A 23,628-nucleotide genomic window follows, 5' to 3' on the forward strand; every position below is an offset into this window, starting at 1 on the left:
AAATTTTGGGTAAAGCAACTTAATATGGCTGTCCCGGATTGAATAGTCCTGGATTGAATAACTGACAGGCTAGACATCTACAGGGTTTTGCGTAAACATCATATGCAACTCACCCATCACATTCACATCAGGTGTCGAATAATGAACATCTGTAAAATGCATCGTTTCTGAGGTATAAGCAGTCTCTGAAGTATTCAGCAATGCTGTTAAATCTTGAGGTTCAGAAGTCAAAGCACTGAGCGAACCACTATCTGCTGTTTGAATGATATCTGAAAAATGCAAATCCAAGCCTTTCCCATTACCTATATCTGCTATATGCAATAAAGATAAATTATCGGCTGGTTGTGGTGCCTGATGGCTAAATGATTGCGACAAAGCATGCTCAACATTATCATTCACTGTTACAAATGCGATAGAGTCATTGCCCATACCATCATGATGATGTGCGTCTATCACTTCTGCCGAGAGCGTTGGCAATGCTGCTTGCGCTTTTGAAGCATACACAGATAATGATTCACTGATAACTTGCTCGGAATGCTCGCCAAAAAATTGTTTAATTGCGTGTGCTGTATCTACCTGTGGATCTGACAATATATCACTTAAAATGACACTGTCATGGAATGCTAATGGAATATGCTGTAGGTCTAAATCTGCAAGAGTTGAATCATTCACTCTATCCCACAGAAAGTCACTGCTGATATGATTATGCACAATCCCATCTGTTACTAAATCATATATTTTTCCAATACTTTCTGGATATATCATAAAATTATTATAATTTTTAGCAGTCGACAATCCAAAATTATCACCCGACAAGAAATCTTTTGTAAAATCTAGCTCAGAATAAATATTCCTAAAAATGACCGTTTTCGTTTCATCATTTAACCCAAAATGCTTCACAAAAGTATTATCTTCCACAATACTTTGTTGCCATCCTTGAGAAGACAAGCCATGAAAAGGATTACTCGGTGAATGTAAAGAAAAATGGACATCATCGGCATTCATAAGCGTAAGTTTTACAGAAAAAGGTGAAGAGGATACATCATGATTTTTAATGTTCATAAGTATTTCAAAAGCATCATGATGCTCGTCAATCGCATGCACATCACTGCTGAGGTCAAAATGATTATGCGGTGCTTTCATTTCAACTTCCACAGAATGCAAAGTGTCCACCTTTCTCATATTGTTTTCATCAAGATGCGTTAATGCAATTTTAGGAATAAAGGTTTTTTCAGCAAGCGGTGGCAATAGATATAAATATCCAGGCTCAATGCCTTCTGCTGATAAATTTTCCAAGCCCTTACCTTGCTTGATTTGCCATTCACTGTAAATAAAAGTCAAATGAGATAATACAGAAAACAATCCCAGTCCTTCAGCAGGAATTTCAATAAGACCATCACCACTCACTAATATCTCGAACTGGTTTCCCATGATATCTGTTGCCAAAATAAAATCAGGATGTGCTACACCACTACCAGCCCCAAAACCATTAATAAAAACAGGTGCTGCAAATTGCAGATCTGTAATGTGTAATGCATCATTTTTCAATACATCGGTAAAGCCCAACATAGGCACACTGATCTCAAGCTGGTGTTCAGACGTCATAATGCCTAGCTCTTGATGAATCGGGATTTTAATGAGCTCTGGTAGCATATTCTCCACAAGCTGCTTATCGCCCAATTTAGCAAAATTAGGCTCATGCAGATTATAAGCTTTGCTATACTCATTGCCTACTTCAGGCATATTCGCGCTTACATACTGTTTATTTAAATATTTTGGAAAAATATCCATAATTTCTAGTATTTTTGTAGTCTGCAAACTCACGCGGCACTCTCCTGAGATGATTGTAGTAGGTCTGTTTTGAGAAATAACCTTATAATTTAAGTATTAGCACAGGTAAAGAAGAGTGTGTGTTTTTAGGTGTATATGAGCAAAAAAGCGGTAGATTACTTCGTCACTACACTTTTTGCAATGATGACAGGCTGTCTAATAAATGTTCAATCACTATTTTTTGTTCAGCACTGCTTGTTTCTTTTAAGGATTGTAATAAGCCAATTGCAGATGCAATCTCTCTTGCCTCAATAAATGCTTTGGCCAATTCAATTAAGGATTCTATATCTTCACCCAAATGATTTAAGTGAATCAAATTGGATTTTTCTGCTGTTGTTTCTCTTTCAAGTGCAGAAGGACTAACTGAAAAAGGTATTGAGTTGCTCATTTCTTCAGAAGGCAGCGCCTCAGATAATGTTGCATCTTGTAATTTTACGTCTTGCAACTCTGCGCCTTGTAATGCTGTATTTTGTATTTCTGTATCTTGTAGTTTTACGTCTTGTGCCATCATAGTAGGCTGATCATCAAGGGGCAATAGCTCAAGCTTTGTGCTCTCAATTTCAATTGACTCGCTGCTTTCATGCTCTATCGGAGCCTCAAGTATCTCTGTATTTTCTTCAGCAACAGAAGGCAAATGAATCATCTCTTCTTCATAAACCTCTTCCTGAATCTCTTCCTGCACAGAAGACTGTTGGTTCAATCCTAGTTTTGAATCTATTTCTAAGTCTGATTCTTTTATTTCATATTCGGGAATATCTGTTTGCGCTTCTTGCTCACTATATACATTGATAGAAAATGCATCTTGTGGATGAATATCTGCTATATTTTCTTCTGCATTTTTTTCTTCGGGCATAGGTGTATCGGAAAGATTAACATCTTCTTGAATCGTCGCTACGATTGATTCTTGATTCACCTTTTCTATGAGAAACTCTATCTTTGACCAAATATCTATATCAATCTCATGCAGATCTGTGGGAATTTTTTGCTTCCAAATATTAAATTGTGCAAAATTTTCAGTGTAGATAAAAAGCTCAAGCAACTTTAATAATGCTAACCAATGATTGGGTGCTGCCTCTAAGATCTCTAATAACTGTTGTTCTGCTTGGTGATAGTGCTCATATGCTACAGCAATTTCAACTTCTTCTAATTTATCACTATATTTTCGCTTAATTGCTTCATATTCAAATTTAGCATTCAATGCATTTTCAGCACGAAGGTCGCCCTCTTTTTTATCGTCGATCTTAACGCCTGTAAGCGCCTTGTCGAGATCAAAATCTAATCCATAATTCACAATTGATTCTTCATTTTTCTTTTTGGGAACAACCGTTTCTGGTGATTCAGCTGTAAAATCAGATGTTTTTTCCTTAGATATGGCATATTTTCTACGCCATCCATAAATTCCAGCTGAAGTAATAGCGCTTATTGCTAATAGCACTAATGTCCATGTCATCCACGAAGAAGAGGAGCCTGGGGTGGCTGCCATAGGACTATCCACCAGCGCAGTATTTTGTGATAGTGCAATATCTGACTGAACAGCTACTTTGTGATTAGAAGCATTTGAATGTTTCGTTTCTGTATTAGAAACTGTGGATGTATTTTTTTCTTTTTGCTCAATTTGTGATTTTAAAGTGGCAAGTTCAGTTGTTTTAGAAGAAAGCGCATTAACAAGATCTTCATTATTTTTTTTTAATTCTTCATTACGCTGATAAATATCTTCATTTTTACGTTGTAATGTATCCAATGCTTCTTCCATCATTGCAAGCCGCTGGCTAAGTGCTGATGCATTCTGATGAGTCGATGGATCTTCTAACTCAGAATTTTCAAAGGATTTTTTTTTAGCGGGATCCCTATCTTCTGTAGAAGATAATATTTTGAGTGGTTTTCTGTTTGTAAAATCTGCTTGTGCTGTTTTAATAAGCCCGCCATCAGCAGCAGTCACTTCTGTAGATTCCTCAAATGATGTTTCTTTAGCAATACGTGATTTAGCTTCGGCAGAAGAAGCTATCTTAATTTCTTCTTGCGTAGGTAAATTTATGTACTCACCTACAATAATTTGATTTATATTATTATTAACAAAGACATGAGGATTTTTCTGGTAAATCGCTAAGACACCTTGAGAGACAGTATAGGAAGAACCTGACACTAATTTATTAGCAATTTGCCACAGAGTATCTTCTTCTTTAATAGGCCCATACTCTTTTCCAAAGCTCAATGTAGCAGCGATTGTTCTCGCCCCTATTTGGCCTGCCTTTGCTACAGCAGCAGTTGGTCTGGGTGCAACAGATGAGTAACTATCTTTATAGTATGGCTGAGGCGCTGCGTCTTGCGGATCTAATAAAACGGTATATTGGCGTACTATTTTTCCTGTTGGCCATGCAACATTGAGTAATAGATCGACGACTGGATCTTTAATTGGATTTCGAGAATGTATCTGAATAACCCCAATATCTTCAGATTTTTTGACAACGGAAAATTTTAAATCGGACAACCAAGGCGCTCTGTAAATACCTGCTTTTGTGAATAAATTTGGATCTGCTAAGGTGATTTTAATTTGAGTTTCATCCAAATCACCTAAATTATTCAATGGAATATCTGCATTCAAAGGCTGATTTAAGTTTGATCTAATATGGATAGGTCCTATCCCCAGCGCATAGCTATGCAATGGCGCAGCCAACATAGATAGCAGCAATAAAGCTAAAGTTTTGCTCTTTAGCTTATTTGTAAGTGCTGCACTTTGTTGCTCATTTGACTGATGACAATTTTCCATGTGTAATCTAACCAGCTTGGTAAATTAAGATCCATTCAATTTGATAATAGAACTATAAATAGTCTCTTACCACACTTTCTGCAATCTGAACGCTATTTAATGCTGCGCCTTTGCGAATATTATCTGCCACAACCCAAAGGTTTAATCCATTTGAGCATGATATATCTTCTCTTATCCTACCAACAAATACAGAATCCTTTCCAGCAGCATCTATGACAGGTGTTGGGTAGCCTTTTGCCTTATTTGCATGCTTAACTTTGATACCTGGTGCTTTTTCTAGTAATTGCACTGCCTGAGCAGCACTTATTTTTTCCTTGGTTTCAATGCTAATGGCTTCGCTGTGCCCATAGAAAACAGGCACTCTCACTGCCGTGGGATTTACCTGTATTGTATTATCATCCAATATTTTTTGTGTTTCCCAAACCATTTTCATTTCTTCACGGGTGTAGCCATTTTCTAAAAATTCGTCAATCTGAGGGATCAAATTGAAAGCAATTTGTAGTGGGTAAACTTGTGATTTAATCGGTTGACCATTCAATAAAGCAGCTGTTTGCCCTGCCAATTCTTCAATTGCTTTTTTCCCCGTGCCAGAAACAGATTGATAGGTTGCTACATTAATTCTGGTAATACCCACAGCGTCATAAATTGGTTTTAATGCCATCAGCATTTGGATGGTTGAACAATTTGGATTCGCAATGATATTTTTATTCTTATATTCTGCTATTTTCTCAGGATTCACCTCTGGGATTACTAAAGGAACAGCGGAGTCATAACGAAATTGCGAAGTATTATCAATGACAATCACACCCTTAGCCGCTGCTTTTGGAGCATATTCTTCAGATATTTTTCCACCCGCTGAAAACAATGCAACCTGAACTTTAGAAAAATCAAATTCGCTTAAATCCTCAACCATCAAACTACGATTGCGAAATTTCATTCGCTTGCCTTTAGATCGTTCACTTGCCAAGAGATATACTTTTTCACAAGGAAAATTTCTTTCTTCTAATATCTCTATCATAGCCTGGCCGACAACACCTGTGGCACCCACAATAGCCAAATCGATCTGCTTAATCATGGTTTCTCTCTTAATATCAATTAAACTTTAATAAGACTTTCCTAATTGCATGCCCCATTTCTTCTGTTCCAACGTAAGAGGCGTCTTTTGCAATATCTTTGGTGCGAAGTCCTTGCGCTAATACTTGCTTGATTGCATCCTCAAGCATATTTGCAATGTTAGGTTGATGCAAAGAGTACTTGAACATCATTGCGACAGATAAAAGCGTCGCTATGGGATTCGCAATATCTTTACCTGCAATATCCGGTGCAGAACCATGTACAGGCTCATATAGGCCAAACTGCGCATCATTCATCGATGCAGAAGGCAACATACCAATGGAACCTGTTAACATTGCTGCACTGTCAGATAATATATCACCAAAAACATTTTCCGTTAAAATAACATCAAATTGCTTTGGTCTCTGAATAAGTTGCATAGCTGCATTATCAACATACATATGACTTAATTCGATCGTTGGGTACTGTTTGTGCACCTTCGTTACAATTTCTCTCCACAATTGAGAAACCTCTAATACATTTGCCTTATCCACTGAGCAGACTTTCTTCCCTCGCTTTGTCGCAATATCAAAAGCCACTTTGGCAATTCTTTCAATCTCAGTCTCATCATAAACCATTGTATTTCGAGCACTTTTGATCTTGTCTTTTATTTCAACACCGCGAGGCTCACCAAAGTAAAGCCCTCCGGTCAACTCTCGGATAATCATAAGATCTAAATCTGTGACATATTCTGGTTTCAATGTGGAAGCATTCACAAGCTCAGCATAGAGAATCGCAGGTCGTAAATTTGCAAAAAGATTAAAGGATTTACGCAACTGCAATAGCCCTTTTTCAGGTCGCTCATTGGGATTTCGAGTATCCCATTGTGGCCCCCCTACCGCACCTAATAAGATTGCATGAGCATCTTTTGCTAAGGATAATGTAATTTCTGGTAAAGGGGTACCTGTCTTATCAATTGCCCCTCCTCCAACAAGCGCATACTCCAATTCAATCCCTAAAGAAAATTGCTGATTGAGCTGCAAAATTGTTTTTTCAGCTTGTGCGACAACTTCTGGGCCGATACCATCGCCTGGTAACAATAGTAATTTGAATGTCATATATTGCTAAATCCTATAATAATTTTTGTAGTCTTCTCATATGAATTTTCAGGTAGGCGTCAAGCTTCGAGCAACCGGAATGTACAAAGAAGTACATGAGGATTGCGAGATGACGAAGACAACCCCCTTGAAAGTTTATGTGTGAAAACTGTACACCCAAGGTTCTGATTGTGATCGCTTAGCTTCATATTCTTTTATTTTTTTACTTTTTGCCAAAGTAATCCCTATTTCATCCAAACCATTTTGTAATTTTTCTTTATCTGATGCATCAATATTAAAAATATATTGATAATGATTGGATATAACAGTTTGCTGATTTAAATCAATTTTCCATTGTGTACCGGGATGCTTTTCTATTTCATCAAACAATGTATCAATCTCTCTTTCAGACAAGACAATGGGTAACAAACCATTTTTAATTGAATTATTGAAAAAAATATCCGCAAAACTAGGCGCAATGATTGCTTGAAAACCATATTCTACCAATCCCCAAACAGCATGCTCTCTTGAAGAACCACAACCAAAATTTTTCTGGGTAAGTAAGATAGTTGCCCCTTGAAATTCTGCTTTGTTGAGTGAAAAATCAGGATTGATAGGACGTTTGCGGCAATCCATACCTAATTCACCTTTATCTAAATATCGCCATGCATCAAACAAGAAAGCACCATAGCCTGTTCTTTTGATAGATTTTAAAAACTGCTTTGGCATAATCGCATCTGTATCAATGTTGGCTTGTTTCAATGTCGCAACAATGCCTTCAATCGTTGATATCTTTCTCATGCTATTCCCTTACACATTCTTATAGAGAGAGATCGACAAATCGGCCTTCTATCGCTGCCGCAGCAGCCATTGCAGGGCTTACAAGATGAGTACGACCTTTATATCCTTGACGCCCTTCAAAATTGCGATTTGAAGTAGAGGCACAATGCTCGCCTGGCTCTAACCTATCTGGATTCATACCTAAACACATAGAACAACCTGGATCACGCCATTCAAAGCCAGCTGCAGTAAAAATTTGATCTAAACCCTCTTGTTCTGCTTGCTGTTTTACTAGACCTGACCCCGGAACAATCATGGCTAATTTAATATTTTTAGAAATTTTATGACCTTTTACAATTTCAGCCACAATTCTTAAATCCTCAATGCGACTGTTCGTGCAAGAACCAATAAAGATTTTATCGATAGGAATGTCTTTAATCGGCAAATTGGCACTTAAGCCCATATAGGCAAGCGCATGTTCATAATTTTCTCTTTTTACGATATCTTGTATGCTACGTGGATCGGGTATTTTTTGATCAATCCCTGCCACCATTTCAGGAGAGGTTCCCCAGCTTACTTGTGGCTTTAACTGCGCTAAATCTAAATCAACCGTTTTATCAAAAGTAGCATGCGGATCAGATTGCAATGTTTTCCAATAATTTGATGCTTGTGTCCAAAGCTCAGCTTTGGGAGCCAATGGTCTACCCTTTACATAGTTTAAAGTGGTTTCATCAACTGCGATCAGACCACAACGCGCCCCTGCTTCAATAGACATATTACAGATGGTCATTCTTGCTTCCATGCTTAAATCATGAATAATATCGCCATCATATTCTAAGGCATAGCCATTCCCACCATTAGTGCCTATCTTAGCAATGAGCGCTAAAATCATATCTTTTGCAAAGACATATTTTTGCAATTTTCCTATAAAATGAATCTTCATATTTTTAGGTTTTTTCTGCACTAAACATTGTGTCGCAAGTACATGCTCTACTTCTGAAGTACCGATACCTATCGCAATGGTTGCAAAAGCGCCATGCGTAGAAGTATGAGAATCACCACAAACCAAAGTCATACCCGGCAGCGTTGCCCCTTGCTCTGGACCAATGATATGAACAATCCCTTGCCTAATGTCATTCAATCCATATTCTGTGATATGCCATTTTTTGCAATTTTGATTTAAGGCTTCAATTTGTGCGCGGGAGATTTCATCTTTAATATGATGTCTGTTAATAGTGGGAACATTATGATCCGGTACAGCGAGATTAAGCGCGGGACGCCAAACCGTTCGATTGTTTAATACTAAACCTTCAAATGCTTGTGGAGAAGTAACTTCATGAATTAAATGTCTGTCTATGTAGAGTAAGCTCAAACCATTTGGCAACTCATCTACGACATGACTTTCCCAGATTTTATCATACAGCGTCTTTGCCATTTGAATTCTCTCTCTCCAAATATTTTTCCTTCGCTCAATCAATATATACCCTTCACAGATAGCTTGTCGGGTAGGCGTCGAGCCTCGAGCAACCGGAGTTTACATTGAAGTAAATGAGGATTGCGAGACGGCGAAGACAACACCCCCGAAAAGTTATCTGTGAGGGGTAAACAATTCAACTAGCCGCCTTTAATAGCATCACCATCAAGGCTATCCCACCGATTAATATTAATGCTAATACGCCCATGGTTGTGAAGCTTTTTGACATATTTTCTTTAGATAATAATTCTGGATTCGCCTTGAGAACTTTATAAATTCTCCAAACAATAAACAAGCACATTGCTGCGATTAATACTTGAATGATTGTATCCAACTCATTTTCTCCTTAATTTTTAATATGAGCGAAGCAAATAAAAACCTCGATTTTTAGAAGCTAATTCTTCTACGCAAATCGATTTCGTAGGGGTCGGTCAACCCTGAGTGCTCCCCACGAATAAGGGTTCGTCATTGCGAGTGGAAGCCGCCTATCACTGATTGAAAAAGCGCAAAAATATCACGGCTAAAGCGAAGCAATCTATCCTGAAATCTTTAAGAAGAGCGCAGTAAGAAAGACTTCAAGATAGATTGCCACGCAAAAGACGTGATAGTTTATCCCTTATTTCACCTTTTTCCTGCGTCTTTTGCTCGCAACGACAAATTCTTAATTCGTGAGGGATACCTCAGGGTCCGCCCCTACATAATCCATCCCATCAATTCTTAATAAAAACCCATTACCGGGGTTAAATAAATATGTGCATCTCTAAAGCTTACTCGCACAATTTTAGTCGCAGCGAGTATGTTTTAGAGTAGGCGCCGAGCCTCGAACAACCGCAGTTTACAATTCGTAAATGAGGATTGAGAGGGAGCCAAGGCAACACCCACTAAAGCTTAGTCGCGAAGACTAGGTCTATTTCCAAAAGAAATAAGCCAATGATCCATTAACACAATCGCCATCATTGCTTCACAAATGGGCACCGCACGAATACCCACACAAGGATCGTGTCTTCCTGTTGTGATGACTTCAACTGAGTTTCCAGCACTATCAATGGATTGTCCAGGAATACGAATACTTGAGGTAGGTTTAAATGAAGTATGTGCTTTAATCACCTGCCCACTTGATATACCTGCTAAAATACCACCCGCATGATTCGACAAAAATCCGTTTGGGCTCATTTCGTCTCGATGCTCTGTACCTGTTTGAGCAACAACATCAACCCCATCTCCTATTTCAACAGCTTTTGCAGCATTAATGCTCATTAAAGCTTGAGCAAGATCGGCGTCTAATCGATTAAAAATAGGCTCACCTAGGCCAACTGGCACGCCATGTGCTTCTACACTGACACGTGCCCCTATTGAATTACCTTGCTTTAAAAGTGACTGAATAAGCTGCTCAAATGATTCATTCTTGCTTGCATCCGGTGAAAAAAATGGATTTTTTTCAATTTCATCCCAACTAAAATTTTGTGCTTCAATTTTAATATCACCCATTTGAGATAGATAGGCTCGTATACTGATATTAAATTGTGCAAGAAATTTTTTAGCAATAGCCCCAGCAGCAACACGTGCAGCTGTTTCCCTGGCAGACTGACGCCCACCACCACGATGATCACGAAAACCATATTTCTTAAAATAGGTGTAATCACCATGACCTGGTCTAAATACATCTTTTAGATTATCGTAATCAGAAGCACGTTGATCATGATTTTTTATCATGAGTGCAATCGGTGTTCCAAGGGTTTTACCTTGAAAAACACCTGAGAGTATTTCAACCTGATCTTGCTCACGTCTTTGAGTCGTGTATCGAGACTGTCCTGGTCGTCTTCTATTAAGTTCTGGCTGAATATCCGTTTCGTCTAATGGTAATCCTGCCGGACAACCATCAACAATGCAGCCTATGGCTGCGCCGTGACTCTCTCCAAAGCTTGAAATAGAAAATATTTTGCCAAAAGTATTACCAGCCATATTGTATTTTAAGCGGTTCTTGAAAGTTGCTGTTTAAATTCTTTAAGCTCATCTTTGGTTAATAAGAAGACGCCTTCACCACCATTTTCAAATTGTAACCAAGTAAAGGGTATATCTGGAAATGCTTCTTCAACATATCCTTGGCTATAGCCAACTTCAACAATCAAAATACCACTGTCAGAGAGATGTTGTTCAGCTTGTGATAAAATGCGCTTTACAATCTGCAAACCATTTTCTTTGCTTACAAGTGCCATTTCAGGCTCAAAATGATATTCAGAAGGAAGTGTATTATATTCTTCTAAACTAACATAAGGTGGATTAGAAACAATAATATCGTATTGCTTATTGCCTAATTCGGAGAACAAATCAGATTTAATAACCTCAACACTGTCTTCAAGGCCAAAGCGTGCAACGTTAATTTTAGCAACCTCAATGGCGTTATCGCTATAATCTACAGCATCCACTTTTGCTTGAGGGAAGGTAAGCGCACAACCAATAGCAATACAACCTGACCCTGTTCCCAAATCCAAGATTGATTCTACATGCGTTTCTTCAACCCACGGACTAAATTCATCTTCAATCAACTCTGCAATAGGTGATCTAGGAATGAGCACTCTTTCATCAACGTAAAAGTTTAAGCCTGCGAACCAAGCTTCTTTGACAAGGTATGCCACAGGAATGCGATCTACAACACGCTTCTGTATTCTTTCAACAATACATACACGCTCAGAATAAGATAGTTTGGCATCTAATACATTAACATCAATATCAGGTGGCAAATGTACTGAAGATAGAATTAAATTAACAGCTTCGTCCCAAGCATTATCTGTCCCATGGCCATACACTAAATTTTCTTTATTAAACTGAGACACTGCCCAGCGAATTAAATCGCGGGTTGTAATCATTTCATCTTGGGCTTCTTTCATTTCTACTTCAGTTGCCATAGCTAACCTTAACAATAATTTAGAAACTTTTTATTGTCCTTAATTTATATAGGTTAATCAACGAATATTATTGATTTATAGTGAAAATTTATATTTTGGCGTGTAAAACAGCGTCTCTTTGCACTGTAGAGCAAAGCTTTTCTTGCGCAACAATATCAAAGGTATCTTTCTTACTTTTTTGTGGCACAAAGAAACGTAAAGGCGGTACCGTAAAATTGTCGATTGGCTGACTATGATCTACAGCATTTAGGGCAGGCGCAACCCTTGATTCATCTGTTGTTTTAGCCTTTACGCCAGGTGACTGTATTTCTGACGAATCCAATCGTGGCGATACGCTATTCGGTAGAAAGCGCAATGTAGCAGGTGGCCGTGGTGATGAAATCATAGGTAAATATCCAGCTACAACAACGCTACAAAGAAAAAACAAAGCGCTCATCCCCCATGCGCCTAAATAAATCGCAGATAAAGCACAGATCACCAACACGCAGGCAAGAATACCAACCCCTTTTTTCTGCTTACGCTGTTGCGAACGATTCAGCTCCCATTGCTTAATATTGAGAAATACTCTTCCCAAAGAAGAACAATCTCGATGTTGCGCACTCCCGCTTAAATTTTCTGGCTTTTGAAGCTCGTTAAAAGAGGGATCTTGCATCGATAGAGAAGAAAACGATTGTATGCTTTTTCTTTCTGCATCCTTGTTGCTCAGCATATGAGACTCCTTAGACTCGCTAGAATTTTGTGACTATACCATTAATAATTTCTTTAATAAATTGTTAAAATCATTAGCAATAACAAGATTATCAATTAAATTGATCAAAAACTGAAGCTGAAATTAAAGCCACTACAGCTAGATCAACGCAAAGCGATATTTTTGAGGTCGCGTATAACATCTTGCTTCATTTTTTCAAAAGCATCATCCTCTACAACAAGCTCTGATTTTAGATACATTTTTTTCACCAAGTTTACATTAAAACCAGACTGGTTAAGATTTTTTAGAATTGCCAAACCATCTTCCAAGGTGTCTGCCTCAATATCATAATCAACTTCAAGCTCATCATTTTGGTATGTCTGCTGATATAAGGCAGCAGCTTTGTTGAGTTCATGAAAAGCAGTACCACTAAAACGAGCCGTCGTATCTGTAAAGTCAATTTGTGCAAAAATATTTTTTTCTCCCATTGCAACAAAACGACTAGAATTCCTATCACTCTCCTCTATCCATTGAGAGTCATTAAATACATTCAATAATTGACTCATGTATTTATTCTTAGCATCCGAAGAGGAATGATTCCCTCCATTATCATAAAGAGAAAATTGCAAGGCTGATTCTGAGCTTGTATAATATTCTCTAAATAGATCGTGCATCATATCTGATTCAGATTTTTTAATTGTTGTATTTATTTCTTGTTTTTCACTTAAATCTTTTCCTTTCAAGTTTGCAGCCTTAAGCAAAATGGCTTTTTCTTTTAAAAGAAAAGCATGTGCTTCTCTTGCTTGCTGAATCAAAATGATATAATCATTTAACACACGAAGTTTTTTAACTGCACTGATATCTTTTTCATTATATTTTATTAATACTTTTTGCAAACCGTCTATTTCGTTCTTTAAGTTAATATTTTTTTGCAAAAATATCTCGCGTCGCTTAGATTTCTCCGCAACTAAATCTTGTGCTTTCTGATATTCTTTAAATAATGTAGGCTCTAATAAAATTTCGCTTTCTGTAGCCGTATGATTGTCTATTTTGCTTTTCAGATGTTGATAAGCGGTTTGGCTTGCATTTAATTTTTCATTGAGTATCTGCATGTTTTTCTCAAAAAGAGCATTATCTTTTTCAAGTGCTTGTACTTGATATGTTCTATTCTCTATTTTAATTAAAATAGACTCTATTTCATTATTTAATGAAAGATCATTATCTGCAATTTCTTTTTGAACTTTAGATTCCCAGCGATCTAAATAAGGTAACATCATTTCAAATTGTTGAATCAGTGGAATAATTTCTGTCTGAAAAATATTTTTCATCTCTTTGACAGACTTCGAATAATATTTTTGCTCAAGATTTTTATAAGAATCAACTAAATGATACTGAACATTTTCTCCCATATATAAGGCATGATATGAATCTAATGCAGAAGCACCATTTTGATATAGCTTTAACTTATCAGCAATATTCAAATTAAGATCCATAGTGGCTGTTGGCTTATATTGCCCCTCTGAACCAATGTCATCAATTATTTGTATAGAATTGATATTATATCTATCACGTAATATTTCTGAGCGATTATGCATGCCATATAACACACTGGCAATAAAAGATGGGAGTGTTAAAGTGGTTTCAGATTCTACTCTTATTCCCCATCTTGATTGAATTTCTTCTTGAGAATCAATCAAGATCCCTAATGTGCAAGGATTCACACCCGCATGATTCCGGCCATGAGACAGATATTTGGGTTGATCAAATACTTCTATAGGGTAATTATTTGCAATGCCCCCATCTGCATACCATCGGTTATTATAATTGACGGGCATAAAACCACCTGGAAAGCTCATGGTCATGCGTACTGCTTTATGTAATGGGAGATCTTTATCTGATTCAGCAGAAAATGTCTTTAATGAGGCATCCCCTAAATCTGTTGCAGTCAATATAATATCTAATAACCCAAGTGTGGGATATTTTTTTCTCAAGGTCTTTAATTGTCCCAAGGTAATTTCTGATAAATTTGTAATATTCTCTTTCTCAAGAAAGGCAGACAACCTTTCTGTTAAAAATTGATCGATCAAATGATTTTTTTCTTCATCTGTTAATAAAGAGGGATCTTGAGGCTGATAGATTTTTATAAGATCATCCTCGGTTAAGGCATTAAACAGCATTTCCTTTAACTTATGCTCTAACTTCCGATGAATCAATTTCTTTAATAGAGAATCAAAATTTTCGCCTTTGAACAAGCCCTTATTTTTAAATAAAGAAACGATGCCTGACAATGAAACACTCATGCCAGAAGCTTCAAATAAGGCATCTATCCCCCCTAAATCAAAGGGCTCATCCATAAGCTCATCAAAATTAATCTCGTTGATGAAAATATTTTTCAATTCTTCTGCATTATAACCAAGCGCAACTAAAGAAGCGGTAATACCACCTGCAGAACTTCCCGCAACTCTCTTAACATCTTTAAGCATCCCATTTCTTTCCATGGCTTCAATGGCACCTACATAGGCAATACCTTTCACGCCGCCACCTTCAAATACAATATTTTCAATCGGCGGCCTAGTTTCTTGTTTTAAGCGCTCTGAAATTGTGCTCTCAGACAAAAGAGTGGTAATTTTCTTTTCATTATATGCAATACCCTGTAATAATTCTTTTTGAAACTTCTCTTTATCAAAAAATTTACCTTTCTTCACTTTCTTTTCATTTAAATGACTCTGTTTTTTATTCTCAAGCCAATTAATTTTTTGAGGCAGTTCAATATTTCTACCAAATCTTTTAAAAATTCTTACAAATGGATTTGTAAATCGCTTTAATATATTCCATCCAATCTGAAAAGGTAATTTTACAAAGCTTAAAACCACATTGGGCATAAAATCCACAAGAATTGCCTTTGCAATATTTTTGATATTTGTGCCAGCCATATACAAATATCTAAACCAAGCTTGTTTATATATGTAATTACTAACGTTAACAATATTATCTACGGAACTTTCTTTATTTGAATAGGATTGCAGTCTAATATTAGGTCTTTCATGATCTACAAAATCCACTTTTACCGTTGCCTCATCTGCGGCTAAAAACCCTAAAATATTAGCATCCCCAATGTAGTTTTGTGCCAATCGATTATAATTCTCTTTACCTATTTTGCTATGATTAATCAGTGTATAACCCAATAATTCTGGCATTAGTTTATATTCATTTAATTTTTGAATATTTGATTTAAGATCTAATGCACATTGCACATCAACACGGCTTGGATCAACCAGCACTAAGTTAATTTTACTAATATCCATCAGGCCTTCTCTATGAGAACAAGATTTTATTTCATCCAACAATGCTTGCAATAAATACTGTGCATCTTGTCCTGCCAAACCTTCTCCGTGTATGGTAATTTTATAAGTTGAGTTATTTGGTCTTGCTATCTCTTTTGATTGGCGAATATTCCATAAAATTTGATTGATGATTTCCTCTTTGCATTCTTCAAATTGTTTGATTCGCTGCTGACTATGCAAAGAAGCAACGCTGAATTTATCACTCTCTAAATCTGAGGCCTGAAATGCAACAATAATTTCTTTTTGATCAATTGAAGTATTTTTCAAATGCAATGATTCTGGTGTCAGTATATGTGCAATGACAGGCAAGCTATCTTTTCCAATGGACGGATTATTAAATTCTTTTCGAGTTATCGTTTGAACCGTATAATTGGTTGACATTTTTCCATATGTCTCTTTATCCTTTGTGTTTAGACGCTGTAAGTTATAACTTGCACAATCTTGATTTTCAACAACAATCTGATCACCCCATTTACCTATACTCAATTGGCGAGTGGTCTTTCTTAAGCTCTCTGCATAATAAATATTCTCATCTTCAGAGGGAGTCACAACCCATTTTTGAGCCATTCGTATACGCTCAAGTTCAACACATTTTTCATAGCAACGTTGTTGAGCAAATAATGCAGATTCCGCAATTGACGCACCAACGTCATAATGTTCTATCATTGCTTTTTCAAATAAAGCATTCAAAGGCAAATAATTTTCAAGCAGAATATTCTCCTCTAGCTCAGAGACAAATATTTTAAATAAAATATCTGCTGCCATTTTTTTATCTGTCAAACCGCTAAATTTCTTACTCCTCAGATAAAAGCTCAATACGCTCTCGCTTGCTTCTAAGCTATATCCCATTTTTAACATTGCATCAATTAATTCAATACATCTATTAGCATTTTCTCCAGATTGAATGTCATCATACTTTAATATGTTTAGAAATGTGTTAAAATATTTTTGATGTAGTTTTTGTGTCATTAAAAATATATTTTTTTCATATTCTGTCGAGGTTCGAGGATCAGGATATGAACGTTGATAGCCATGTATCGCATCCAAGGCAAGATCAAGTTGCTCATGTAATTTTAACTCGATTTCTTGGAGTTTTTCTATGAATCTATTTTCCTGAAACAGCGTATATTCTTGTTCTTTTATCAAAAGATTAAACACATAGTTATCTGCTTGTTTATATTCTTTTTGAACTTCTTCCAAAATACTATTACGGTTGCTCTCCACTTTCTGAAACTTTCGTTTATATTTCTTTTTCTCCTCTTTTAATCTATTATAAATCTCTGATAAATCTTGCCCTTGCCTTTCATCAGGTATATCTGCTAAATTTTTTATCCGTCTTTGACAATTTCGAATATCAGAATCAAGCAATGATATCTTTGTTGTTAAATTATCAATTTGAAGGTTAATAGTTTCCAAATGATGTTCGTATTTATGAGTTCTTTCAATACGAAGCGCTTCATTTTGAATAATAGCCTCATCGCATAAATTTAATTTATTTTTCACTTCTGCCAGTAAATCAGAAATAGGCAACGTATTAAAAGCAATGTTTATTGTATGAACTTCATTTAAAATAGGCCAAATTTCTGTTTCTATGATTCTTTTTAGTTCAGGCTGTCCTTTTGAATAGTATTTTTCTAAAAAATCTTCATACTCAGGTAAAGTCGATAAAATGTCTTTCTTATTATAATAATTATCAAAATAAAACTGTGTTGGCTCTCTTCCAGAGTCAATCAGCTTAGCTTTCATCTGTGCACTTAAAGCGAGATCCATTGTTGGAACGCCCAAGTCATCTATTTGTATCGATTGAATATTATAAATATCTTTTAGTATTTCCCAGCGATTATGAATGCCACTTAATACGCTACCTGCAAATTTTTTAATGGAAAGTTCATTTTGCGCAGGTTCTTTTTTCCCCCAGCGTACGCCAATTTCTTCTTTAGAATCAACAAGGAATCCTAATGTACACGGATTAACACCTGATTGATTTAAACCATGTGTTTGAAACTGCTCTGCATTGAAGATATGCATTGGATAATTATCTGCAATACCACCATCTGCATAATATTCACCCTGATACAAGACAGGCTCAAAGCCAAAAGGAAAACTCATTGTGATCCTAACCGCATCTACAATACTCATTGTGGGATCTGAATCACGTGAGAATACTCTCAAACTACCATCCGATAATTTTGTTCCCGTAAGGTAAATAGATTTTAAATTCCACTCAGGAAATTCTGATTTCAATTTTTCAAACTGTTCAAATGTAATATTACCTAGATCGTTGATATAATATTTATCAAGTAATTCAAGCATTTTTCCTTGAACAAACATCTCAATTTCAGCATCACTTCCTGTATCTTTTAATTCATTAATTTTGTCTTTATATATCTTTTGAATATGTGTCTTCAGATTTTCTTCAACTTTCTTTTTTAAAATTGCTTTGACAACTTGAACAAAAGCATCCCCTTTATAAAGACCCTTATTTTTAAATAGCATAACAATATCTGTTATACCGATACTCATGCCAGCAAGATTAATAACACGCGTAGGATCCCAGGTAATTCTCCTATCCATCAGTTGCGTGAAGTCAATTTCATCTGACATAATTCTTTTTATTTCAGATACAGAAAATCCAAAACCAAGTAACAACGCAGTAATACCACCCGCAGAGCTACCTGCAACACGCTTAACCCCTTTTAAAATATTTTCTGCTTCTAAAACCTCGATAGCACCCGCATAAACAAGTCCTTTGACGCCACCGCCCTCAAAAACTAGATTTTCTATAGGCACACTTCTTTCTCTATGCAAATCTGCAATATTCGCATATTTCAGAAACAATTCGTGTATATATGGTATTGAAAGCGCTGTTTTGCTCATTAAATGATAATCTTCTTAGGCTGATATTTTTATCCCAACATATCAAACATAGCATTATCTGCGAGACAATTAATAGTCCTACTATCAAATGCTTATACAAGCATAGTCACAGCACATGAGCTTCCTATATATAACGAAATTTCTTAATACTAAAGTCCAGTATACTTATCTAGTGCCACATGATTTTATAGTCTTAGAACGGCTATAAATATGAGTGTAGTAGCACATGAGCAAGTTTAAATTTACCTTCGCTAAAGAAGCAGAGCCATTACGTTTTTTGCCTACTACAGCAAAAAATTTTAAGGTGATAAAGAAAATAACAAAGAAAATTCAATCACCTAAAGCGGGATTTATTGATGAAGAGTCTTTACTACCTGGTGCTGTTGAGCATACTGAATTTATTGGAAAATTAGAACTATCTGATCATAAAACCACAAAGAATCACTTAGAGTTCAAGCCACTGATCTTTCAGAAATCCTTATTAAAATTTAATCTTCGCTCCCAAGGTATAGATTTGTATTATACACTCTCTCATCATAACCGAGAGCTGATTGCCACCCAAGGTGCAAATGGGGCGCTTGTTTTCAAAGCCGTTATAAATGATACTGGGAGCTATTCATTCATCTTATTCAAGCCAATTGATAGAGAACGCTCGCTTAATTTAATCGTCAATGAAAATTTTAATACCAGCCTCTTTGAAATGGATGGTGCTGTCGATCTAAACAATGTGTCTGGATGGAAATTAAGGCGCAAAGCTTTGAACAATCAGTCTATTTCTGAGCTATATCAAAAAATTAAAACCAATATCAATGAAATGTATCAAGTCACTTTTTATTATCGAAATAATCAAATTAAAGAGACAAATACACCACCCATTGATGTCTATTGGAATAATGAACATCTCGTAAGACTAGATAATACCTCTACTCGTGCAAAAGGCTACACCTTTTCTGTATTGAGTAACACCGAAAAATTTTCTCAATTACGATTTGTGTGTGCAGATGATGCATCCATCAAAAACTTGCTCAGTAATATATCTGTGCTCAGTCGAGCACAAAGCAACATTCCCATTGTTTTAGCATTTGCTTTAACGAATATAGAGGACATGGAGAATATACTAGAGGGTAATTTTAAAATAAATATTACAGCAACGCCTTCTCTCGAGCTAAATAATCATTTACCCATAGATATTGTTCTGGATGAAAAAAATATTTACCAAACAATTGTGATTAATGATGAGAGCATCAGCAACAATCCATTCGCCAAAATAAATTTAGATTCTATCTTTGAAATGCTTAATGTAGAAAAAGATAATCGACAGGTTCAAATTATACAACGTGAACAAGACGGGATCCCAAGCAACTTCTACGCAATAAAAGTATCTAGCAAAGATAATGATTTTTCACCTATCACCGTTGCTGATCTTCAATTATCCTTTCCTGGTGGAGATGCAGGAACCGCCGTATTTTTCAAAAATGTAGCTATTGATGAAGTTTGAGACTATTTCTAATATAGCTCAGAAATTTTATCATCCCAATAAACGCTGTTAATAATCCAGGTATCTTGAGGTTTATAAAAACTTAATTGCCATTTTAAGGCATGGCGTTCAAATTTCTCAACAAAAGTATGTTTTATCATGCTGTTGCCAACCATTTCCGTTTTGATATATTCAATACCAATCGGTTTTCCATAACGTTGTTCAACAATTTGTCTTTGCTCAATTGTATGAGATTTAAGGTTATCAACCTCTTGAGCAGAAAGCGGCCAATGCAATTTTAAAATATTAAAGGCATCATCAATCTTTCCAGATTCAACATAATTTACAACTTCTTCTGCAATCTTTAAGGTCTGATGTTCAGAACTGTTTCTTTGGCAGCCTGATGTCAACAAGCTTAAACTCAATACCAAGAATCCAATATTTTTTGAGAAATTCATATTTTTATTCCGTTTTTGATAATATTAATTTCAATTCATTTTCATCAATAATAGGTACACCTAACCCTTGTGCTTGTGTGAGCTTCGAACCTGGTTTATCCCCTGCAATAAGCCCAGAGGTATTCTTAGAAACACTACTTGCTACTTTTGCGCCTCTTGCAAGTAAAGCAGCCTTTATCTCATCTCTTGGCAGAGATAATGTGCCTGTAATAACGTAGGTTTTACCAGATAAATCAGTATTTTTGGCTTTTTCAAGTTTTGATGGCCAATGCACACCATTTTCAATCAACTGATGAATAATATTTTGATTAGAAGGCTCACGAAAAAATGAGTATATATGTAAGGCACTCACAGGACCTATATCCTGTAGAGACTCCAAAGATTCTATATCTGCTTGCATTAGGCTGTTTAAATCAGAATAACTTTCTGATAGTTGATGCGCTGTTGCCTCCCCTACCTCTCTAATACCTAAGGCGTAGATAAACTTATTAAAAGTCGTTTTCTTACTCTTCTCTATGGCTTCTAAAATATTAGAGGCTAATTTATCCCCCATTCTCTCTAGCTGCAAGAGCTCTACTTTGGATAGAGTATATAATTGTGCAACATTTTCTATCAGCTTTGCATTTACCAATTGCTCTATTATTTTTGCCCCTAATCCTTCAATATTCATGGCTTTTCTGGAAACAAAATGTTTAATGGCTTCAATTCTTTGGGCAGCACAACTCAAACCACCTTCACATTTTGCCGCTGATTCTCCTTCTAGGCGCACAACCTTTGCGCCACATACAGGACAATGCGTAGGCAAAATAATTTTTTGAGTTCCTAAAGGTCTTTTCTCTAAAATAGGTTTTACCACTTCTGGAATGACATCGCCCGCCCTGCGGATAATAACAGTATCACCTATCTCAATGCCTTTACGTTCAATCTCATCCATATTATGCAAGGTTGCATTGCTCACAACGACACCGGCTACTCTTACAGGTTTTAATCTCGCAACAGGTGTTAATGTACCTGTTCTACCAACCTGAAAATCAACCGACTCTAATGTGGTTATTTCTTCTTGTGCAGGAAATTTGAAGGCAACTGCCCAACGCGGCGCCCTTGCAACAAAGCCTAAACTTTCTTGCAATGCAATATTATTTACCTTAATCACAACGCCATCTATTTCATAAGGCAAGCTATGCCGCTTAGACAGCAATTGTTGACAATAATGTATCACTTCGTTTTTATTTTTTACAACAGCCGTCTCTGGGCAAGTGCGAATGCCCCATTCTTTTAATCTCAGTATATTCTCATTATGCGTATCGGGCAGTAAATTCTTTTCTGAATAAATAGCAGAATAGGCATAGAATGCCAGCGGTCGCTTTGCAGTTATCTTTGAATCTAATTGTCGTAAACTACCCGCAGCTGCATTTCGAGGATTTGCAAATAATTTATCATTTGTGCTGAGTGCTTGCTGATTTAATTTCTCAAATCCACTGAGTGGAAAATAGACTTCGCCTCTAATTTCTAAATAATCTGGAAAGTCTTTCTTTAATTTCAATGGAATGCTTTTAATTGTTTTTATATTTTGCGTAATATTCTCGCCCGTATATCCATCACCTCTGGTGAGAGCACGCACCAACACCCCATGTTCATAGATAATACTGACAGCGACACCATCAAATTTAGGTTCGCAGTTATATTCTATTTCTTCAGAAGAATCGATCATTTGCTTAATACGATGATCAAACTGGAAGAATGCTTCTTCTGTAAAAACATTATCCAAGGATAGCATAGGAACCTGATGCGCTTCAGATAAAAAGGCCGTTGAAGGTGCAGCACCAACCCGATGAGACGGTGAATCAGGTGTCTGTAAATGTGGATAAGTGGCTTCTAACGCAAGTAATCTCTGAAACAAACGGTCAAACTCGATATCCGGTATCGTAGGCTCATCCAGAACATAATAAGCATAATTATGCTTTTCAATCTCACTTCTTAAGAATTCAACTTCTTTTATGAGTGAAGCCTCTGCCAGTTTAGGCTTTAATTTCTGCTTGTCCATTATTCTGCCTTTAACGCAAGCAATCTTTCATCATAATGTTGAATTTTCTGGCGATAAGCTTCAAGTGTTTGTGTCGTTAAGTAATTATGCTGATCATCACATAATTCACCATTTAAATGAGCAGCCAACTGCCGAGCACTCTTTAGCATTTGCTCAAATATATGCATATTATGCGCTGTATCGATGGTTGGCAAAACCATAAAAATTACAAGCCCTGCAATGCGTTGATGTTTCATCTTTTCTAAATCAAAGATGCCTGGCTCAACAGATTGAGCAACACTATACAATACTGGGTTGCTTGGACTATCTCCCACATGACGATGAAATATATTTTTACTACTAAAATAGAAATAATTGCCTTTTAGAACAGCCTCTAATGTCCGCCCACTAAAACCACCTGATCGTGAGGCAATGGAAAGAGTAATGACTAATGGTTCAGCATTTACATTCTTTTGTACGGGAGCTTTAGCAGGCTTTGCAATGCTATCCATCGCTTGTGCAGCACCCAAGATTGCCGTATTTTTTTTAGGCATTGCAGATATAGCAAGTGGCTCTATATCACCAAATAATGGATCAGAAGCATCTTGGGTAGAAGCACTACTTTCACGCTTATTTATCCGATCTGCAGGCATATCCTCATGTGTCTGATCATGATGATGATTAGGGTGATGATTATTCGATTGATGATTATTTTCAAAGACAGTTTGTTCAAACTTCTGTGTGATTGAGTTTTTTTTCAATCTTCGACGAAAACCATCAATGATCAAGAAGCCAAAACCAACAATGACAACAATCAATATCATTAATCTTAAATCTTCTAGCATAGTCTCTCC

At 36.4% G+C, this 23,628-nt stretch carries 15 protein-coding genes; 1 reads left to right on the top strand and 14 read right to left on the bottom strand.

The window, feature by feature from the left end; genetic code table 11:
• Positions 1 to 69 precede the first annotated feature (69 nt).
• From CC99x_RS08370 to CC99x_RS08420, 11 genes are all read right to left on the bottom strand, one after another.
• Positions 70 to 1,824 (bottom strand): hypothetical protein, encoded by a 1,755-nt coding sequence (locus CC99x_RS08370; RefSeq protein ID WP_057623955.1) that lies wholly within the window; start codon positions 1,822 to 1,824, stop codon positions 70 to 72.
• 133 nt (positions 1,825 to 1,957) lie between these two features.
• Positions 1,958 to 4,597 (bottom strand): FimV/HubP family polar landmark protein, encoded by a 2,640-nt coding sequence (locus tag CC99x_RS08375; protein WP_057623957.1) that lies wholly within the window; start codon positions 4,595 to 4,597, stop codon positions 1,958 to 1,960.
• Between the two features lie 52 nt (positions 4,598 to 4,649).
• Complete coding sequence (locus tag CC99x_RS08380) at positions 4,650 to 5,672, bottom strand: aspartate-semialdehyde dehydrogenase (RefSeq protein ID WP_057623959.1); 1,023 nt, start codon at positions 5,670 to 5,672, stop codon at positions 4,650 to 4,652.
• Between the two features lie 16 nt (positions 5,673 to 5,688).
• A complete protein-coding gene (gene leuB / locus CC99x_RS08385) occupies positions 5,689 to 6,768 on the bottom strand; it encodes a 3-isopropylmalate dehydrogenase (protein WP_057623961.1) in 1,080 nt (359 codons plus the stop codon).
• A gap of 135 nt (positions 6,769 to 6,903) precedes the next feature.
• Complete coding sequence (gene leuD / locus CC99x_RS08390) at positions 6,904 to 7,548, bottom strand: 3-isopropylmalate dehydratase small subunit (RefSeq protein WP_057623963.1); 645 nt, start codon at positions 7,546 to 7,548, stop codon at positions 6,904 to 6,906.
• 19 nt (positions 7,549 to 7,567) lie between these two features.
• The gene (gene leuC, locus CC99x_RS08395; RefSeq protein ID WP_057623964.1) at positions 7,568 to 8,962 is read right to left on the bottom strand and encodes a 3-isopropylmalate dehydratase large subunit; all 1,395 of its coding nucleotides are present in this window, start codon (positions 8,960 to 8,962) and stop codon (positions 7,568 to 7,570) included.
• A 175-nt stretch (positions 8,963 to 9,137) separates the two neighbouring features.
• Positions 9,138 to 9,335: a hypothetical protein gene (locus CC99x_RS08400; RefSeq protein ID WP_057623965.1), complete on the bottom strand. Its 198-nt coding sequence runs from the start codon at positions 9,333 to 9,335 to the stop codon at positions 9,138 to 9,140.
• Positions 9,336 to 9,889: 554 nt separating this feature from the next.
• Positions 9,890 to 10,963 (bottom strand): chorismate synthase, encoded by a 1,074-nt coding sequence (aroC, locus tag CC99x_RS08405; protein WP_057623966.1) that lies wholly within the window; start codon positions 10,961 to 10,963, stop codon positions 9,890 to 9,892.
• An 8-nt stretch (positions 10,964 to 10,971) separates the two neighbouring features.
• Positions 10,972 to 11,907, bottom strand: a complete 936-nt coding sequence (gene prmB, locus CC99x_RS08410; protein WP_057623967.1) for a 50S ribosomal protein L3 N(5)-glutamine methyltransferase — start codon at positions 11,905 to 11,907, stop codon at positions 10,972 to 10,974.
• A gap of 88 nt (positions 11,908 to 11,995) precedes the next feature.
• Complete coding sequence (locus CC99x_RS08415) at positions 11,996 to 12,616, bottom strand: hypothetical protein (RefSeq protein ID WP_057623968.1); 621 nt, start codon at positions 12,614 to 12,616, stop codon at positions 11,996 to 11,998.
• Positions 12,617 to 12,759: 143 nt separating this feature from the next.
• Positions 12,760 to 18,816: a patatin-like phospholipase family protein gene (locus CC99x_RS08420; RefSeq protein ID WP_057623969.1), complete on the bottom strand. Its 6,057-nt coding sequence runs from the start codon at positions 18,814 to 18,816 to the stop codon at positions 12,760 to 12,762.
• Between the two features lie 226 nt (positions 18,817 to 19,042).
• On the opposite strand from CC99x_RS08420, the gene CC99x_RS08425 reads away from it, so the two are divergent.
• Positions 19,043 to 20,314 (top strand): hypothetical protein, encoded by a 1,272-nt coding sequence (locus CC99x_RS08425; protein WP_057623970.1) that lies wholly within the window; start codon positions 19,043 to 19,045, stop codon positions 20,312 to 20,314.
• A gap of 8 nt (positions 20,315 to 20,322) precedes the next feature.
• Here CC99x_RS08425 and CC99x_RS08430 read toward each other — a convergent pair whose 3' ends face one another.
• From CC99x_RS08430 to CC99x_RS08440, 3 genes are read right to left on the bottom strand one after another with little or no spacing between them, the layout of a single operon-like run.
• On the bottom strand, positions 20,323 to 20,751 hold the full coding sequence (locus CC99x_RS08430; protein WP_057623971.1) for a hypothetical protein: 429 nt from the start codon (positions 20,749 to 20,751) through the stop codon (positions 20,323 to 20,325).
• A gap of 4 nt (positions 20,752 to 20,755) precedes the next feature.
• Positions 20,756 to 22,795: an NAD-dependent DNA ligase LigA gene (gene ligA, locus CC99x_RS08435; RefSeq protein ID WP_057623972.1), complete on the bottom strand. Its 2,040-nt coding sequence runs from the start codon at positions 22,793 to 22,795 to the stop codon at positions 20,756 to 20,758.
• Positions 22,795 to 23,619: a cell division protein ZipA gene (locus CC99x_RS08440; RefSeq protein ID WP_057623973.1), complete on the bottom strand. Its 825-nt coding sequence runs from the start codon at positions 23,617 to 23,619 to the stop codon at positions 22,795 to 22,797. The genes ligA and CC99x_RS08440 overlap by 1 nt, the downstream gene beginning before the upstream one ends.
• Positions 23,620 to 23,628: the final 9 nt, after the last annotated feature.

The sequence above is a fragment of the Candidatus Berkiella cookevillensis genome (assembly GCF_001431315.2).
Taxonomy (GTDB): Bacteria; Pseudomonadota; Gammaproteobacteria; order Berkiellales; family Berkiellaceae; genus Berkiella_A; species Berkiella_A cookevillensis.

Bases quoted from the DNA above. Each gene is read 5' to 3' on its own strand.
- CC99x_RS08440 (WP_057623973.1), bottom strand. From the start codon at position 23,619: ATGCTAGAAGATTTAAGATTAATGATATTGATTGTTGTCATTGTTGGT.
- CC99x_RS08380 (WP_057623959.1), bottom strand. From the start codon at position 5,672: ATGATTAAGCAGATCGATTTGGCTATTGTGGGTGCCACAGGTGTTGTC.
- ligA (WP_057623972.1), bottom strand. From the start codon at position 22,795: ATGGACAAGCAGAAATTAAAGCCTAAACTGGCAGAGGCTTCACTCATA.
- aroC (WP_057623966.1), bottom strand. From the start codon at position 10,963: ATGGCTGGTAATACTTTTGGCAAAATATTTTCTATTTCAAGCTTTGGA.
- CC99x_RS08430 (WP_057623971.1), bottom strand. From the start codon at position 20,751: ATGAATTTCTCAAAAAATATTGGATTCTTGGTATTGAGTTTAAGCTTG.
- prmB (WP_057623967.1), bottom strand. From the start codon at position 11,907: ATGGCAACTGAAGTAGAAATGAAAGAAGCCCAAGATGAAATGATTACA.
- CC99x_RS08425 (WP_057623970.1), top strand. From the start codon at position 19,043: ATGAGCAAGTTTAAATTTACCTTCGCTAAAGAAGCAGAGCCATTACGT.
- leuC (WP_057623964.1), bottom strand. From the start codon at position 8,962: ATGGCAAAGACGCTGTATGATAAAATCTGGGAAAGTCATGTCGTAGAT.
- CC99x_RS08375 (WP_057623957.1), bottom strand. From the start codon at position 4,597: ATGGAAAATTGTCATCAGTCAAATGAGCAACAAAGTGCAGCACTTACA.
- leuD (WP_057623963.1), bottom strand. From the start codon at position 7,548: ATGAGAAAGATATCAACGATTGAAGGCATTGTTGCGACATTGAAACAA.
- leuB (WP_057623961.1), bottom strand. From the start codon at position 6,768: ATGACATTCAAATTACTATTGTTACCAGGCGATGGTATCGGCCCAGAA.
- CC99x_RS08420 (WP_057623969.1), bottom strand. From the start codon at position 18,816: ATGAGCAAAACAGCGCTTTCAATACCATATATACACGAATTGTTTCTG.
- CC99x_RS08415 (WP_057623968.1), bottom strand. From the start codon at position 12,616: ATGCTGAGCAACAAGGATGCAGAAAGAAAAAGCATACAATCGTTTTCT.